The organism is Actinomyces sp. HMT 175 (genome assembly GCF_016694895.1).
GTDB lineage: Bacteria > Actinomycetota > Actinomycetes > Actinomycetales > Actinomycetaceae > Actinomyces > Actinomyces oris.
Genome location: NZ_CP068012.1, coordinates 470,910 through 487,831 on the forward strand (window position 1 = coordinate 470,910; position 16,922 = coordinate 487,831).

The window sequence follows — 16,922 nt, forward strand, 5'->3', positions numbered from 1 at the left end:
CGGGTGCCATCCGGGCGACTCCCCTAGCAAGGGGATGGTCTAGCCGATCCACTTGCTGAGGGCATCCACAAGGACACCGACGGCCCGGACAATGCGAGCGATCGAGTTCAGTATGTCGCTCATCTTCCGGGCCGTTACCTTGCCCTTGCGGACGTGTGCGCGTCGGCCTTTCGGCTTGGACACGGCCCTCACCTCCTTCCCAAGCCCTCCCTCCCCGGCAAGGAGAACGGGTGATCCAAGGGAGGATTTGGGCGAAGGGGCTAACTATTACGCCTGCCCATTTTGAGACGTCATCACCAACCTCGCGAAGTTCTTGAGAAGGTTGTCGAGAGGCGGCCGGTGTTGGAGTGCCGGATACCTCCGGTCTGAAGGTTAGGGGCGAGGAAAATCGTCATTAATCCTCGGGAATGACTTTAGTTTGACCAATAGGATTTCTGGTCAAGCGGTTACGGATGTCCGAAGGTAGGAGCTCAAACCCTCGAAGTGTCTGGGCGACAAGAGTATGTAGATCGTCCGCGCTCATGCCGCTAATCCCAGTTAAAAGACGTTTCCATGCATTTTCTGTGTCGGCAGCGATAGTTCTAATTGTGTCCGGATGTGCAAGATAAACATCGTTGTGTGCGATGGTGATGGCGTCACTATGCACACCAGGCTTAGGTGAAATTATGACGACTGCGCTGTCTGGCGGAGTAGTTGAACAGTTGCGATCGTCGGCCAGTAGTTGTAGTTGTCCATTAGATTGTCGAACATCCTTGATGGACAGTGTGCCGGCAGTATTGTGTTCACTTTTGGCTTCAAGTGCAAGCCACAGTTCGTTATCCCAACACCACGTGGAGTCGCAGCGGCCCTGCCGTGTCGGTTTCGATGCATCGGCCCCAAGCATACGACCAAGTGTTGTCAGTCCGGCTTCGAACCTACCGGCATCCCGTTGAGAAATCTCGTCCCTCATACGGATTAGCTTGTCTCGATGGCGATTTTCCTTAAGGTCTCCTCTGAGTGTCGCCACGATACTATTAATGGCGACGTTGTCTGCTTGACTCATTGTTGGTGCTTCTGTTTCTGGAAACTGTGCCATTTGATTGATCCATAGACACCTCCCGGCCATAGATGAGGCCTCGGATAGTAAGTTTCGAGATACAGATTTCAGCAGAGAGTCCCCGCTCTCTTCTGCAGCCATATCGGTCCATGCTGCCTCCAGATATTTCCAGAATGCCTGATACTGTCGGGTTGCTTTACCTCCATTTCCAAGTGTGTTGCAGACGGAGTGCGCACTATCGGCGGCATCTCGCCACGAACTCACTGACGCTGAATTCCATGCGTCGATCTCTTTGTCCACGCAAGCGGATAGATAGCAGGAACCTGGCGAGGGGGATTGAGCTGCCTCGCGCCTGTAATCGGTAAGTATTGGTTCCGCGTCTGATCTCCAAGTGTCATCGGTATCCTGGCTTAAGAACGCACGAGTGTTTTCTAGTATGTCTTCTCTGGTTCGGTCTTGAGAATTCTCTAACCCAAAAAGAATTTCTGCTTGAAGTTCAGGAGAAAGGGGTAGCCTCGTTTCTGGACGCGTCAAGTAGTGAGATAGTTCTCCCTTGATTAGAACAACCGCTGTATCCTTTGGGCCTCGAGTACAGCGTCCACTACCTTGAACAATCCGAGTACGGATGCGAGTCTCAAGGGCAACCCCGGCTTGCACATTTTGCTGAAGAAAACGCTCCTGAAGATTCAGCTGATCGGGTGTGCCGTCAAACACAATCAGCCGGCAGGCGTCTCCGGGAAGGTCGAGGCCGTCATAGCGAGCGGCCAAGGCGCATACTGCATGTTCTGCGTCGATGAATGTCTGCATGCTTGTGGATACATCGTCTATGCCAAAGGTGCGCCAGCCGTCTTGTGCTAGTTCCTTAGCGTCTTTCATTGCTACTTCGTTGCTCTGAGAGAGGATAAGGGCCTTCCCTGCTTGGGTAACAATGGCTTTACTCAGTTCTGCAGCTTCTTCTTTAGAATTAGGAACGAACTCCGGGAATACAAAAAAACGTCGCCCCGATCGTGGTGCAGTATTATCATCTAACTGATGCAGCCGCTCGATGGTGTGCCGACCGAACGCGCGTTCAAGTTCACCGCCGTCACCAAGTGTGGCTGAAAGATAGATGCGCTGTCTCGCTTGTGTGAATAAAGAATTTTGGTTTGTGGGCGGTATGTATGGACGTATTAGTATTTCTGAGTATGAAACGTAAATTAGGCAGGACGCTATGCCCTGGTGAATCATCGAGTAGCGATATGAATGCGGCTCTCTGAGTGTAGATAGCGTTTTAGTGAGTTCTTTTACCATTCCTGCTTGCCGCAACGGCACTACTAGACGAACTTCGCTTGTAATTGCCGGATCCGACTGGTCGGTCTTTAAGCGCTCAAGGAATACTTTGTCAACTGCTGGACTTATGACATCGAGGGTCCGCTGGTATTCGTTGGTGTCATTGTATCTGTTAAGACTAAGACTGTACGCCTCTCCAACATACTGTTCTCCCGCATGGGCGTCATCGAATAGCATGACTGATGGGTCTGCTAGCTTTGGGTGTGAATTGAATATGCTGCTGTAAGTAGTGATGCCAACACGTTGAGCGGACTCGTAGTGCATTCTAGAAAGTGGGTCCCACTTTACATGAGAGCCGGTTAATAATGTCGTGTCGATACCTTCGCGATTGGCAGAGACATAAACTTGTTCTGCTAGCTGCCGTGTTGGGCATGCGTATAGAACGCGTTGGTTGTGGTATCGACGGTTCCATTCGGCGATGAGGAGCCCAATAAGTGTCTTTCCGGTACCTGTTGGTAGTTCGAGAGCAATGTCGGGATGGTTGGCTTTATCTGTGTATGCTTTGAGCATTTCGGCCTGATGTGCCCATAAACCTTGAACTGCTCCGGTACGTTGTGGTAGGTCGCGATATAGTTCTCCGGGGGTGGCGTACCGCGTTGTCTTTCGAACTGATCTTTTGAATGCCATGATTATTCCTTGTGGGGTAGGTGCTTGGGAGACTGGTGATAAATGAGTCTCTATGGCTTTGCTGCTGGGAAGAGTGGAAGTTTATGCCTTTTCTCTATTTGAAACGGCGGTGTGGATGCGGCGGAAGTCGGATTCGCGGTCGCGGATGCGGAAGGGGAGGTCGTAGACGTAGGAGACGCCGGAGCCAGGGTGGGTGTGAGCGCGCTCTGATAGCGGCATGTCTTCGTTGGAAGTGGGGTGCTGGCGCTTCTCCCAGGCCTGGCGGACCGGAGTCGGCAGCTGACGGCCGTTCGCGTCATACACGTAAGCGCCCTGGCCGCGGCCATGGTCGTAGTCGTACAGCACCGCGAACTGGGTGCGGTAAATCGTGCACAGGTCCTCAATCGGCACGCCCAGCATCATCGCCACCATGACATCGATCTCCGCCTGCGCGTTGCGACGATCCTCCGCCCGACGCAAGGGCGTATCGGCTGTCCAGTCCGGACCGATCGGTCGTTCGTCATAACGCTCCAAGATCGGAGTGTCGGTCACAAACGACTCATGCCAACACTCCGTCCACAGGTCGGCATAGGCATCCGTGAGGCAGTTAAGGCGGAGCGTCCGATATCGCACGCGTAGTGCTAGGGGCGATGCTGGGCTAACCGTCGGTAGTGAGTTTGCTGCGGAGCTTCGGATGTGTGAGAAGCCTCGTGAGCGGGCGTAGAAATCAACGAGGATTGAACTAAGGGCGCCGGAAGTCAGCACAAGCAGGTCCTCATGGTATTGAGGCGAACCTCCCGAATACAGTCCGTCGACATGGGCGGATCCGGGCGGGATGATGCTCGGTGTGAGGGTGCGTTCCCCGGTGAGGGGGACCTGAGTGCGCCAGGCGATGCGGTAGTGGTCGCGGGCGGAAGAGTCACCCCAGTGGGTGTAGAGACGGTCGTAGGTGTCGCGGTCGCCTGCGGGCTTGTATTGGGTGGTGGGCTGCGCGCTCGGGGAAAGTGCTTCCAGATCGGTTGAGGTCCAGTCCAGATTGTGCTTCATGGACTCGTTAGGCTGTTTGTACAGGGGGGTCGAGACGTGGAGGTGAGGTCCTTGGAGGATAGCGTCCTCCCAAGATGACTGCCCCCACTGCTGAATGAAGCGTCCTTTTTGGCGGTCGATAGATTCATCCCAGCCGCGGGAGAATCTGAGGTTGAGGTCTCCGATGCGTGGTTGATTTGCGAGTGCCGACAGGGTTCGTGAAGCGGCTGAGTTTACAGTCAGAACCATGGGAGCTGAGTGCCAGTCGTCAGATTCTGTCACTGATTGCCAGGTCTTCAGTGTGACTTTATCGATGGATTCGATGCGGGCTGCGTGCGGCCGTAAGTCCCAGGTTCCGGTGCGCGGATCCTTAAGTCCTGGTTCTTCTCCGCTGCCGTCATGCATGAGGGAACGTACAACGGTCTCTGGGTGGTAAAGTGTTGTGGCGTGGAGAAATGAAGGCGACCGTTCTGATCCATAGACGTGTACGCCGTACTGGACAAGGTGGTGGATGTCGAAGAGCCTGAGCTCGTTAATAAATTGCCAGTGTCGTCGTAGGTGTCGGTAGGCGGCGGCACGGAGTCCTGGGGTCTTGGCGTCGGTGAAGTGAGTCTCCATATGGATGAGAGAGGAAATACCCTGGTCATTCTGATGGCTCCAGACCTGGCACATGAAGGCTCGGTAGAGATCCGGCTGGCCGCTCAGCAGAGGATAGACGGCGGGGTCGCTCAGGAGTTCAGAAAGAACGATGATCTCAGCGGTTCCGTCGAGGACCGTGTGTAGGACTCCAGGACGAGCCATAGTGCGTGGCATGCGCTCGTTCTTTGCGGCGACGGACGGCTTGTTACTGAGTGACCACCAGGGGTCTCCTTCAGAGAGAAGACCGGCAACATCGGTGCGGGGCCTCACCCACGGCGGGTTCCCGACCTGCAGGTCGAAGCCGCCGCGGGCGAAGACGGTGGCGAAGTCCAGTTCCCAGTGGAAGAAGCCCTGGGCCTGAGCTACCTCGCGCACCACGCCCAACCACTCGTGCTCGTCAACAACTGACGGCACTTTGCGGGCTCCGGCGAGACCGAGCTCGACCTCCTCCATGGTCTCCAGCTCTGCCCAGGAGGAAGCATCCACGAGGGTCCCATCGGTGCCTTTGGCGTCCTTGACCTGCTTGCCCAGCAGCCCCTCCAGGGCACCCAGCCACTCATCGAGGCTCGGCGGCGTCACGTCCGTGGTCAGCGGCCAGAACCACAGGGCGCACCACGCATCCATGACCAGCCGCAGCCGCCGATACGCCGAACCCGGCGCCGCCAGATAGGCCTCGATGTCCTCACGGGACACCGTTGAACCGGCGTCGGCTTGCAACTCGCGGCCCCACAGATCGATGCGCCGCGAGGCCTCCGCCTCCGCCACCCGCAGGCGCCGCAAGGTCATCTCCCACAGCACCTCCACGCGCCGGGCCAAGGCCATCAGCCGGAAGGACTGGGTGGTGCTCAGTGCTTTCGTGATGTCCTTGCGCCAGGCCTTGAGGGCCTTGAGCCTGTCGGCATCGACCAGGTCCCGCACCTGCTTGGGGACCTCCACCGCGCTGCCCCAGCCCTTGGCCGGTAGCAGGAAGTGATGGATGCTTCCGGAGACGTCCAGCGCCCCGCCAATCCGGTGCCGGGAGGCGGCATTGGCGTCGTCGAGCACGGCCGCCACCTGGCTCAGCGGCTCGGGCACCGGAGCGGCCGACAGCCACGCCCGCTTCTTCAGCTGAGAGGTCGAGTACAGGGCCCGGCGCGCTCCCACCAGGGAGTTACCGCGCCGCAGCCGCAGCCCGAACCACGGGGCCGCCAGCCCCTCCACCATCGTGTCCAACCACAAGGACACCTCCGCCAGCTCCACCGCCGTCGCATTGAGGTCCACCCCGTAGACCTGGTGCAAGGCGAGATACGCCTTCACCTTCGCCAGCTCCCGGGGCCGCTCCTCCGGGTCCACGCGCCGGCCCAGCTCGCGCTCACGCCGCGAGAGGTACTGCTCCGCCAGCTGGCGCACCGCCTCAATCGCGAAGGCTCCCGACCCCAGCGCCGGCTCGCACACCGTCAGGTGCAGGATCTCCTCAGCGCTCGTCGTCCGCCCATCCTGATCCAGCAGCTCGGCCAGCGCCTGCTGCACCGTGAAACGCGTCAGCACCTCCGGGGTGTAGAAGGAGGCCGAGCGCTGCCGGTCCCGGCCGGAGAGCCGGTAAACGAACTGCCCCTTCTCATAGGTGACGTTGCGGCGCTCGCCCGTCACCTCATCCTCCACCGTCACGAAGTCCTTCTCCTCCAGGCCCTTCATGACTTCCTCGGGCACCACCCACGAGCCCTTCGAGGCGTCCCCGCCCGGCGCCACCTCCCACAGCCGCTCGGTGGCGAAGGAACCCGAGTAGCTCATGAGCCCCTCGTAGACGGCACCCAGCTGGTTGATGCCCAGCTCCACATAGGAGATGAAGCCACGGCCGCTCTTGCTGTTCTCCTTAGTCAGCAGCAGATGGCGCAGCACCCGCAGCAGCGCCCCGTTACCCAGGCCTACCTCGTCAATGAGGGCGGTCGCCGCCGGGCGGAAAAGGTCGGCGCGCATCGGCCGGAAGACCAGGCCATCGAAGCTGCCCTCCTGCGCGGCCGGCACCTGCTCGTTATGGCCCTCATCGACCAAGTGGAACAGCCGGTCCAGGGACTCGTAGATGTGCGTGCCCGCCAGGGCCGACTCCTCATGCAGCTCCCTCAAGGCCAGCTCGCGCAGACGATCCAGGCCGTAGCCGGCGTCGTACTCGGTGGCGCCCACCGGCAGGACCCCCAGCTCAGGGCTCGCCTCCGCATACAGCAGGAAGATGATCCGGTAGATGTAGCGCAGCGACTGCAGCGCCAGGTCCTGCGCCCGCTCCTGGGGCAGCGGCTCCAGCCCCCGCGCGGCGCGACGGCGCACCACCTCATTCGCAAGGATCTCAATGGAGGAGCGCACACCCTCACGCAGATCCTTCGAGACCCCCACCGTGTGGGCCGCCGAGTCCTCCAAGGTGGCCGCCCACCACGTCTCGCCCTCCGCCGTCGGCAGCAGTGAACGGGCATCCAGGCAGGTCAGGGCCCGCTCCACCTCGCCGCCGCGCGTCGCCTCATGACGCTCGACGACGAGCTGCACGTTCACCGCCAGCCAGCGGCCCTCCGGCCACCGCTCCCGCTCTGCCACCAGCGCCCACTGGCCCGCCAGAACCAGGGCGAAGGCCGGGCCGTGACCATCCGTCATGAGCGTCGACAGCGCCCGAGACACCGACTCGATCGGCTCAGCCCCCTCCAGCGCCGGGGCGTCGGGGTCCCCCAGGTCCACGGGCTGCCACTCCTCAGCGAGCGTGGGGGCGTCCTTGACCAGCAGGTCCTCCACCGTGGTCACCGGGCGGGCGCGCAGCAGCGCCAACGGGGCCGGGCCCTCATCACCCACCGGCCTCACCAGGGTCACCGGACCCCGCTCAGTCAGGCGGTACTCCGACGACGTGAAGCCCAGAATCTCGCGCAGGAGCGCATCGAGCTCGCCGGCCGCCTCCAGGGCCGCGCCGGTCAGGGAGCCTGCGTCGTCGGCGGGCAGGGCCGCCAGCAGCTCCTCCAAGCGGGAACGCTCGGAACGGAACCGGGAACGAGGCGTTGGCGTCGGGGCAGTGCCAGGATCGGCCGGCTTCTCCAGGGCCTCCCATTCCTTGCGGCGCTCCAGCACGCGCGCCAGGAAGGATTCCTTGGTGGCGTCCGTCGTGAAGTAGTGCTCGCTGATCCAGTCCTCGCCGACGACCAGCGCATCCGACACCGCCATCAGAGATCCCCTTCCATCCCGAAGTCCTGCGGCACCACCACCAGCAGTGGGCGCACCAGCGTGTGCGCGGGCAGGTGCTGTTTCCTGAGCTCGTGCTCCTGAGCCACCGTGATCCGCTGCTCGCGCAGGTGGCGGTTCTGGATGAGGCGACCGGCCTCGTCATCCCAGGCGTTCGCGTGCTCGGCCCAGGCCTCAACCCGAGCCGTCGCCTGTTCCTCCGCTGCGTCGAGGGTCAGTCTCATGTGGTCCCTAGCCGTATCCACCGCCGGAGGGATGAGCGCCTCCAGCAGGCTGGTCTGCGTCACCGGCCCGGAGTTCCGCAGCTCCCGGGAGATGCCCACCGCCTCGAACATGGCGGTGGGGGAGTCGTGCACCTGCCCGATCGCCTGCGCCTCGACCGGCCGGCCCGCATCCAGCTCCGACTGCGCGGCCGCCAGGTCCAGGTAGGGGAAAGCGGTACTGACACACACCATCGACACCGTCCGGCCCGCCTGGTTCGTCAGCGTCCCCAGAAGCAGGACGGTCGGTGAGTCGACGTCGCCGCGCACCGCGAACACTGAGGAGCGGCCGAGCTTGGCCAGGACCCGGTCGCCGGCCCAGTCCAGCACCGGGTGCAGCGGCCCCAGGTAGTGGGCCTCTGGCCAGGAGGAGTCCGAGGAGTCACTCAGGGCCTCCGTGAGAAGGCGCGCGCCCTTCGTCTGCGTCGTCGCCAGCTTGAGGTGCTCCTGGACGCGGCGCTCACGCAGGTAGGACTGCGGCAGCACCGACAAGCGATGGCGCAGCCCCGCCGGGGGCACCATCTCCACCACGTGCTGCGTGCCGTGCTCCCGCCACGACACGCCCCCACCGCCGGTCTGGCGCTGCTCTGGCTCCTCCGGGCGCTCATAAAGCTCGGTGAGGGCCTGGCGCAGATAGTCCAGCTGGGTCTCGTACAGCGTCGACGTGGCCAGCGGGGCAGCGGGCTGGATGGGGGAGGCCGGACCGGCCGGGGCGCCGGGAGCGCTCGGATCAGCAGGGGAGTCCTCGGCGCCGGTGGGTGCAGCAACACCGTCACCCTTGGCCTCGGCCGTGCCCGTCAGCTTCGCGAACAAAGCCGCCATGGGATCCAGGTTGAGTGCGTCGTCGGCGTCGGGGACGACGTCGTCAATGTCCTGCCCGGCCGCGAGTGCCTGACGGATCGCCTCCTCCTCCTTCTCGCCCGAGTACAGGCCCATGAGGGAGGCGGCGTCGCCCAGGGCCCGGTGCGCCTGATCCTCCTTCTCCATCAGGCGCGTGAGCACGCGGACGTCGCCGGAGAAGCGCGGGTCCGACGGGCTCAGCAGCAGGGTCGTGATCTGCGGTGAGACGGACTGGCCGTAGCGGTCGATGCGGCCGTTGCGCTGCTCGATGCGGATGAGCGACCAGGGGATGTCGTAGTGGATGAGCTCATGGCACTGGGCGTGCAGGTTGACGCCCTCCGAGGCGACGTCGCCAGTCACCAGGACGCGCACCGGCGTGTGGGCCTGGCGGAACTGCTCCACGATCTCCTGCTGCTCCACGTCGGACAGGCTCCCGTGCATGACCCGCACCGCGTCGGCGGGCAGACGCAGGTCCTCGCGCAGGTGCTCGGCCAGCCAGGTGAGCGTGGCGATGCGCTCAGCGAAGACGACGACGCGCTCGGGCGACCTGGGGCCGATCCCGATGCGGCGCAACTCGGCCAGCAGCGCCTGGTACTTGCCCGAGGCCGTTGTGTTGGCCTCCACGGCCAGCTCGCGCAGGCGGGTCAGCGCCTGGGACTGCTCCGAGGGCTCCGGGGCGGAGCCGGCTGCTGCTGCCCGGCTGCGGCGTCGGGCCAGGCGCTCGTCGATCGTCTGGATGAGGGCCGCCGGCGAGGACAGGAAGGACTTGGCCAGGGTCCAGGCGAACAGGGAATCGCCGCCGCGGGCGGTGGGCCTGCGACCGCCCGGTGCCGAGGCGCCGTCGGTCCGGTGCAGCCAGGTGCCTGACAGCTCGCCGGCCACCGCGTCCTCAGCCGGGGAGGGCTCCACCAGCTTGTTGACCGGAGTCAGGCGCTCCTTCCAGCGGCCGCCCACGACGTCGCGCACCTCGTCGGAGTGACGGTGGCGGCGGATGACGAGGCGACGCACCGCCTCCTCATCAAGGGAGCCGTCCGCGTGTACCGCCGTCGGCTCCAGCAGACGGATGAGCTCGGCGAAGGACTTCGGGTTGCCGTTGTGGGGCGTGGCCGAGGCCAGGATGAGCGCGTCGGTCTGACGGGCCAGAATGTCCGCGAGCCGGTTGTTGAGCGTGCCCTTGTTGGTGACGTTGTGCGACTCGTCGATGACGACCGCGTCCCAGCGCTGCTTGCGCAGATGATTGAGGTAGCGGTCCGACTTCAACGTGTCGATGGAGATGATCGCGCGGTGGAACACCGAGAACGGGTTGCGTGAGGCCGGCACCGAACGGCGCACCCGCTGGATACCCACCGAGTCCAGGCGCACGAAGGGCAGCGCGAAGCGCGACCACATCTCATGCTGCATCTGCTCGAGCACGTGACGGGGCGTGACGATGAGAATGCGGTCGCCCCGGCCGCGGCGCACGAGCTCGGCCAGAATCATGCCGATCTCCAAGGTCTTGCCCAGACCCACCGTGTCAGCCAGGAGGATGCGCGGGCGCAGGTTCGCCGGATCCAGGGCCTGGCGAACCGCCGTCAGCTGGTAGGCCAGCGGGTCAGCGAGAACGTCACTGACCACGGCCAGGTCGGTGGAGGTCGCCGGGAGGGCCGTCTTGCGCAGCGTCGCCTCCAGCCACAGGCGCGAGAGCCGGTGACGGGTGGAGGTGTCCGCGATGACCCGGGTGTGGCGCGGATCCACCGGGACGATGTGGTCAAGACCAGCGGAGAACTGCGCCGTCGTGTCCCGAACCAGCTCGGACAGGCCCTGCACCGTCACCAGCATGCCGTCAGACGTGGTGGAAACCTGGGTGACCAGCCAGTCCTCGTCACGTACCCGGACCACAGAGCCCGGAGCGACATCAAGAGAAGGGAGGGAAGGAGCAGGATCCGTCACCGCATCCTGGGGAGTCGTGGGCGCCGTTGTCACGGAAGTGATTTTAGGACGCTGGTGCAGGTGGTCGAGACCAATTCGGGGCAGTGACTGATCTGTGACCTGCGGGCCGGTGCCGGGCTACGGCGAGCAGAACCAGCGGGCGTGCGTCCTCGGGAGGCCGCCTTGGCGTGCATAGGCCTGTCCCAGTGAGATAGACGTTCTGGTAGTCAACGACGACCGCCATTTTGAGGGCCACGAGTAGCCTCCTGCAAAGAAAAGTAGACCCCGCCAGTCCCGGAGGACGGCGGGGAGTTATGGGATTAGGTTAGGGGCTTGCGGGGTGTGAGACCAGATGACGTAAGTGTGTCGTAGAACACATTTTACTTGGTGGCGTATCTCCCCTTACTGCCTGCCTTGCTCAGGTATGACGGGAAGTTGTTCTCCCGGCTATCAGTGCGCGAGGACGTGCCCTCGGTGTCGGGGACGTACTTGGTGATCGAGGACTGCGTTTTCCTCCAGGTCACTGAGGTGTGAATGCAGTTATCTGGAGGAGAAGTACGTCCCCGGCGGGCATCGCAGTTCCCGATGTGGACGGCTGGCTCTTGGCCTGGAGTTCGGCGGGGTGCCGCTACGATGCGAGGACGCACCGTACAGGCTGAGGGCTGATCCTGGGGGGTGCAGTCCGCGAGCCCGATGGTGCGTCCTCGACGGGTGGTTCTGTGTCAGCGGCGGGCGAGGCGGGTCAGGACGATGCCGGCGGTCACCACGCCTCCGGCGACGGCGGCCGCCTTGGCGAGTTTGGACGACGCCTCGGAGTCGCCCTGCTTGGCGCGCTCCCAGGTCTCCTCCGCCTGCTCGGCCCAGCGTCGGGCCCCCTCGCGCAGTCGGCCGGTGCCGGCCTCCGCCTGCTCTCGCAAACGGCCGGCCCCCGCCGCGGCCTGCTCACGCAGATGCTCGGCCTTGGCGCTCGCCTGCTCGCGCAGGTGCTCCCCGGCCTCCTTGGCCTGCGTGCGCGGGTCGATCCGGGAGGCGAACTCATCGACGCTCGCCGCCAGGGCCTCGCGCTGGGCGCGCAGCCGCTCCTCGATCTGCTCGGGGCTCAGCGACCTGGCCCCGGAGGCCCCAGCACCTTCAGCACCGGAGGCACCGGCCTGCTGTCCGCTGGTCATGCCCGAGCCGCCCGCGTGCGGAAGGCCTTGACCGCGGCGACGGTCGCCGTCACGCTCAGGCCCGCCAGGGCGAGACCCGTAACCGTGACGATCCCCAGGGAGGCGGGGTCGCCGTCGCGGGCGTCGTCGAACAAGCGGGAGACACGCTGGCCGAGGGTCCGCGTGCTGGGATCGTAGGTATCGACCCCACCCTCGGGGTCGGTGCCGCCGCCGGCCAGGGAGACCAGGCGGTTCTTGACCTGCCTGGCCGTGTCCTGGGCCTTGCTGACGGCCTGGCTGCGCAGCTCCTGGACCTTCTCACGGGCCTTGAGCTTGGCGACCTTGGCCAGGTTGTTCGGGGCCAGGCGTGCGGCGAGCTCGTCGACGTCGGCAGCCAGCGTCAGGCGCCGGGCCGCCAGGTCGGACAGGACGTCGTCAGCCGACGGCGCGGCCGGCGCGGCGGGGACGGGCGTGGGTGCGGTGTTGGCGCTCACTGGGCGTTCCCCCTCTGCAGGCCGGAGGTCACGGCCCCCTTGACGGCGTTGACGGACTCCTTCAGCCCCTCCTGCGGCGTCGGCGTGTCGGCCTTGGCGGCCTTGAGGCGCTTGATGCCGATCAGGGCCATCGTCACGGCGATGAGGGTGAGGATCAGCGCGACCACGAGGAAGGCGGCCCACAGCGGCATGACGTGGGACAGCCCGGTCGTCAGGGCCCCCAGCAGCAGCCCGAAGATGAACAGGGCCAGCACTCCGGCGGCGGCGAGTAGCCCGGCCCCCAGCCCCATCTCCTTGGCCATGCGCTGGCCCTTGGCCTTGGCCAGGTCGATCTCGCCGCGCACCAGCGCGGAGATGTTCTCCGAGATGCGGGCGATGAGCTCCCCGAGCGTGGGCTGCGCGCTGCCGGCAGCCCTGCGAGGAGGCGTGGTGGAGGCCGACGGCGTCGCCTGCGACGGCGGGGGAGGTGGCTGGTTGTTGGGCATGAACGAACCTTCTTGTGTGAGGCACGGCGTTGGACGCAGTCAGCTGACTGCGAGGCGGCGGGATCGCGACAGTGGGACGACTCGCCGCCCTAAGAATCTCACAGCCTGCGCCCTCGTGGAACAACGCAGGCCCGAGCGGGTTTGTAGGTTTGGGCGATAAGGGCCGGCTTTCGCCACCGGCGATCTGTGAAGGGCCGCCATCGTCGCCCTGATCGGCAGGGTGGCCCTATCCGTCCCGACGGCGCGGACCGGCCCGGTGCCCGACGTCGGCACGGCCGACCCACCGGCCGCACCTCCGCCCGGCTACTCCTGGTTCCAGGCCTGCCAGAGGCGCGCGTACTCCCCGCCGAGGGCCACGAGCTCGTCGTGGGTGCCGAGCTCGACGATCCGCCCGTCCATGACGACGGCGACCCGGTCGGCGTCGGCGGCCGTGTAGAGGCGGTGGGCCACCTCGATGACGGTGCGTCCGGCCAGCGCCGTGGACAGGGTCCGCTCCAGGGTGCGGGCGGCGCGCGGGTCCAGCAGTGAGGTGGCCTCGTCCAGGATGAGTGTGTGCGGGTCCAGCAGCACCAGCCGGGCCAGCGCCACCTCCTGGGCCTGGGCGGGGCTGAGCTCGAGGTGCCCCGAGCCGACCATCGTGTCCATCCCCTCGGGCAGCCCGTCCACCCAGGCATCGGCCCCGATGGCCTCGATCGCCTCGCGGATCGTGTCGTCGGAGGCGCCCGGCCGCCCCAGGCGCACGTTGTCCGCCACGGTGCCGACGAACACGTGGTGCTCCTGGGTCACCAGGGCCACGTGGCGGCGCAGCTCGTCCTCGGTCAGGTCCGTCAGCGACACCCCGCCCACGGTGACGCTCCCGGAGGTGGGCGGGTTGATGCCGGCCAGCATCCGCCCCAGCGTGGACTTACCCGACCCCGAGGGCCCGACGACGGCCAGCCGCTCCCCGGGCACGAGCTCCAGATCGATCCCGTGGAGCACCTCGACGCCCTCCCGGTAGGAGAAGCGCACGTCGTCGAGCACGATCCGCGTGCCCTTGGGCTCCTCGCCGGTGGGGGTGCGGTCGTCGGGGACCTCCTCCACCCCCAGGATGCGGGACAGGGAGGCCTGGGCGATCTGGACCTGGTCGACCCAGAACATGAGCTGGCCCACCGGCTTGCGCAGCTCCATGGAGTACAGGGCGACCGTGGTGATTGCCTCCAGGGTCGCGTAGCCGCGGCCGGCCAGGAACCCTCCCCACAGGAGGACGGCGACGACGGGCGCCCGCCAGGCGACGTCGAGCACCATGAACAGGCGCACCCGCAGCGCGGCCGTGTAGCGCTCCAGGGACCAGGCCTCCTTGATGGAGGTCATGATGGCCCGCTCGCGGCGCGCCCCGATGCCCAGGGCGTCCACGGTCTCGGCGTGCTCGACCGTCTCGGAGACCGCCCCGTTGAGGTGGGCCTGGGCGGCCGACTCGGCCCGGTAGGCGGGGATGGAGATCGGCAGGTACCAGCGCATCATCGCCCACACGGGTGGGGCGATGACGAGCAGCCCGAGCGCCAGGAGGGGGTCGGCGACGGCGGCGGCCAGGAGTGTGAAGACGATCGTCACCACGCACACGAGGATCTGGGGGATCCCCATCCGTACCAGGAACTCGATGCGGGAGACGTCGGTGGTGGTGCGCCCCACGAGGTCGCCGGTGCCGGCGGACTCCACCGCGCTCAGCGGCAGGTGCACCACCCGGTTCATCATGCGCTCGCGCAGCTCGGCGAAGACCGACTCGCCCAGGGTGCGGGCGTGCTTCTGGGCGAAGCGGTTGATGAGCGCCCCCACGAGCGTGACCGCGATGATGGTCAGCACGAGCCGGTCCACGTAGCCGGCGTCGGCCCGCCCGGCCGAGACCCGCCCGACCAGCCGCCCCAGCAGCTGCGGGGCCACGAGCGTGGATAGGACCGCGGTGATCTGGAGGGCCAGGACGACGGCGAAGCGCCCCCGGTAGGAGGCCATGATGCGGAAGGTCTTGCGCAGGGCGACGGGCCCGGGCGCGACGGGAAGTGCCATCAGCAGCTCGCCTCCTCATCCTCACCCATGGCCCGTGAGACGACGGCGCGGTAGTCGGCCGCCTGCGCGTGGCCGTCGCGGGCCATCGCCATGAGCTCGCGGTGCGTGGAGCGCAGCAGCTCGGTCCCGCTGGAGTCCAGGAGGATGACCTCGTCGCAGGCCTCCAGGACCAGCGGTGAGGCGGTGACGACGACGGTCGTGCGCCCGGCGCGGGCCCGGTGCACCTGGGCGGCCACCCGGGCCTCGGTGTGGGAGTCCAGTGCGGAGGTTGGTTCGATGAGCACGAGCGTGGGTGCCTCGGTGAGCAGCGCTCGGGCCAGGGCCACGCGCTGACGCTGCCCGCCGGACAGGGACCGGCCCTTCTCAGTAATCATCCCGGCCAGGCCCTCGCTCAGGGAGGTGAGGACATCACCGGCGTCGGCGATCCCGACGGCCTCGATGAGCCGGTCGTCGCCGGGGGCCTCGCGCTCCTGGGGGCGGACCTGCTGGTCGACGTCGGCCCCGGTGGTGCGCTCGGTCTCGGCGCGCAGGAGGTCCTCCAGTTCCGCCGGCTGCGGGTCGGGGCCGCTGCGCACGTCGAGGGCCTCACGCAGGGTCCCGGTGAAGAGCTGGGCGGTGGCGCCGGAGACGACGACGCTGGCGCGTACCTGCTCCAGGGGCATGGTGGTCAGTGGCCGGCCCGCCAGGGTCACGGTGGGGCCGGCGTCGGTGAAGCGCCCCAGGCGCGTGGCCAGGTCGGCGGAGACCTGCGGGTCGGGGCACACGAGGGCCGTCATGCGGCCCTCCTTGAGGCGCAGGCCGCTGCCGGTGTCCACCAGGTCGCCGCTGACGGGGTGGGCGGCGGCCGGGTCCAGGTTGAGGCGCTCCACGAGGCTGCCGGCGGCCGGCGCCACCTCCAGCAGGCGGCTCAGGCGCCGGGCGCCGACGACGGCCCGGGTGTAGTCCTGCACGGAGCTGGTGAACACCCACAGCGGCCAGGACAGGTAGGCGGTGTAGCCGTAGAAGGTGATGAGCCCGCCGGGGGTGAGGCTGCCGGCCACGGCCATGCGCGCCGCCACCCACACGACGATCGCGGCGAAGAGCCCGGGCAGCAGCACCTGGAGGGTCATGAGAGTGGCCTGCGAGGAGGCCACCTCGACGCCGCGGCGCCGCAGCTCCTGGGAGGCGTCCCGGTAGCGGCGGGCGAAGACGTCCTCCCCGCCGATGCCCCGCAGGATCCGCAGGCCCGCCACCGTGTCCGTGGTGACCGTGGTGACCGCGGAGTGGGCCTCGCGCTGGACGGCCTGGCGCTTCTGTAGGGGGCGGATGACCAGGGTGACGATGGCCGCCACCAGCGGCATGCCCAGGATGACGATGAGCCCCAGGCTCACCGAGGTGCGCAGCATGAGGACGGCCACGACGAGGAAGCTGGCCGCCGCCCCCAGCAGGGCCGGCAGGTGTTCGATGAGCTTGCCCAGGTAGTCGGCGTCGGAGGCGATGATGGTGGCGACCTCACCGGTGGAGACCTGCCGGGACAGGTCCTTGCCGGTGGCGGAGATCTGCCTGCCCACGAGCCGGTCGACGTCGAAGGCGGTGCGCATCCAGGCCGTCACCCCGAAGTAGGACATCATCGTGTCCCCGACGGCGTAGACGACGAACAGCACCAGCAGCAGCGCGCCGATGCCCCAGACGCGGCCGTTGAGGCCGTTCTCGATGCCGGCGTCCAGGGCCTGCCCCAGGAAGGCCGGCACGATCGCCTGGATGATGTTGGAGGTGCAGGCCGCGAGGGTCGCCAGGGTGACCGGGACGGCGGCGCGGCGCAGTAGCCAGCGCAGAAGCGCCCCGGCCCCCAAGGACGGGGGATGGGGCAGCGGGGCGTCGGGGGTCATGGACTGTGCGGTCAGGGCGGACAGCGCGGTCGGGACGGTTGGGAACGACCG

General features: G+C 66.1%; 9 protein-coding genes. All 9 read right to left on the reverse strand.

What is annotated here, in order from left to right; genetic code table 11:
* Positions 1-394: 394 nt before the first annotated feature.
* Positions 395-2,992, reverse strand: coding sequence for a DEAD/DEAH box helicase (locus JJJ14_RS01965; RefSeq protein WP_201444551.1), 2,598 nt, complete (start codon positions 2,990-2,992; stop codon positions 395-397).
* Positions 2,993-3,073: 81 nt separating this feature from the next.
* The gene (locus tag JJJ14_RS01970) at positions 3,074-7,810 is read right to left on the reverse strand and encodes a class I SAM-dependent DNA methyltransferase (RefSeq protein ID WP_201444552.1); all 4,737 of its coding nucleotides are present in this window, start codon (positions 7,808-7,810) and stop codon (positions 3,074-3,076) included.
* Positions 7,810-10,890, reverse strand: a complete 3,081-nt coding sequence (locus tag JJJ14_RS01975; protein WP_236592880.1) for a helicase-related protein — start codon at positions 10,888-10,890, stop codon at positions 7,810-7,812. Before JJJ14_RS01975 ends, JJJ14_RS01970 begins: the two co-directional genes overlap by 1 nt.
* Positions 10,891-11,216: 326 nt before the next feature.
* Entirely contained in the window at positions 11,217-11,360 is a 144-nt protein-coding gene (locus tag JJJ14_RS01980; RefSeq protein ID WP_201444553.1) for a hypothetical protein, read from the reverse strand.
* Positions 11,361-11,558: 198 nt separating this feature from the next.
* A complete protein-coding gene (locus JJJ14_RS01985; RefSeq protein ID WP_201444554.1) occupies positions 11,559-12,005 on the reverse strand; it encodes a DUF3618 domain-containing protein in 447 nt (148 codons plus the stop codon).
* Positions 12,002-12,478 (reverse strand): DUF3618 domain-containing protein, encoded by a 477-nt coding sequence (locus JJJ14_RS01990; protein ID WP_201444555.1) that lies wholly within the window; start codon positions 12,476-12,478, stop codon positions 12,002-12,004. Before JJJ14_RS01990 ends, JJJ14_RS01985 begins: the two co-directional genes overlap by 4 nt.
* Positions 12,475-12,963 (reverse strand): phage holin family protein, encoded by a 489-nt coding sequence (locus tag JJJ14_RS01995; RefSeq protein WP_201444556.1) that lies wholly within the window; start codon positions 12,961-12,963, stop codon positions 12,475-12,477. Before JJJ14_RS01995 ends, JJJ14_RS01990 begins: the two co-directional genes overlap by 4 nt.
* A 303-nt stretch (positions 12,964-13,266) precedes the next feature.
* On the reverse strand, positions 13,267-15,003 hold the full coding sequence (locus JJJ14_RS02000) for an ABC transporter ATP-binding protein (RefSeq protein ID WP_201444557.1): 1,737 nt from the start codon (positions 15,001-15,003) through the stop codon (positions 13,267-13,269).
* The gene (locus JJJ14_RS02005) at positions 15,003-16,871 is read right to left on the reverse strand and encodes an ABC transporter transmembrane domain-containing protein (RefSeq protein ID WP_201445046.1); all 1,869 of its coding nucleotides are present in this window, start codon (positions 16,869-16,871) and stop codon (positions 15,003-15,005) included. Before JJJ14_RS02005 ends, JJJ14_RS02000 begins: the two co-directional genes overlap by 1 nt.
* Positions 16,872-16,922 lie beyond the last annotated feature (51 nt).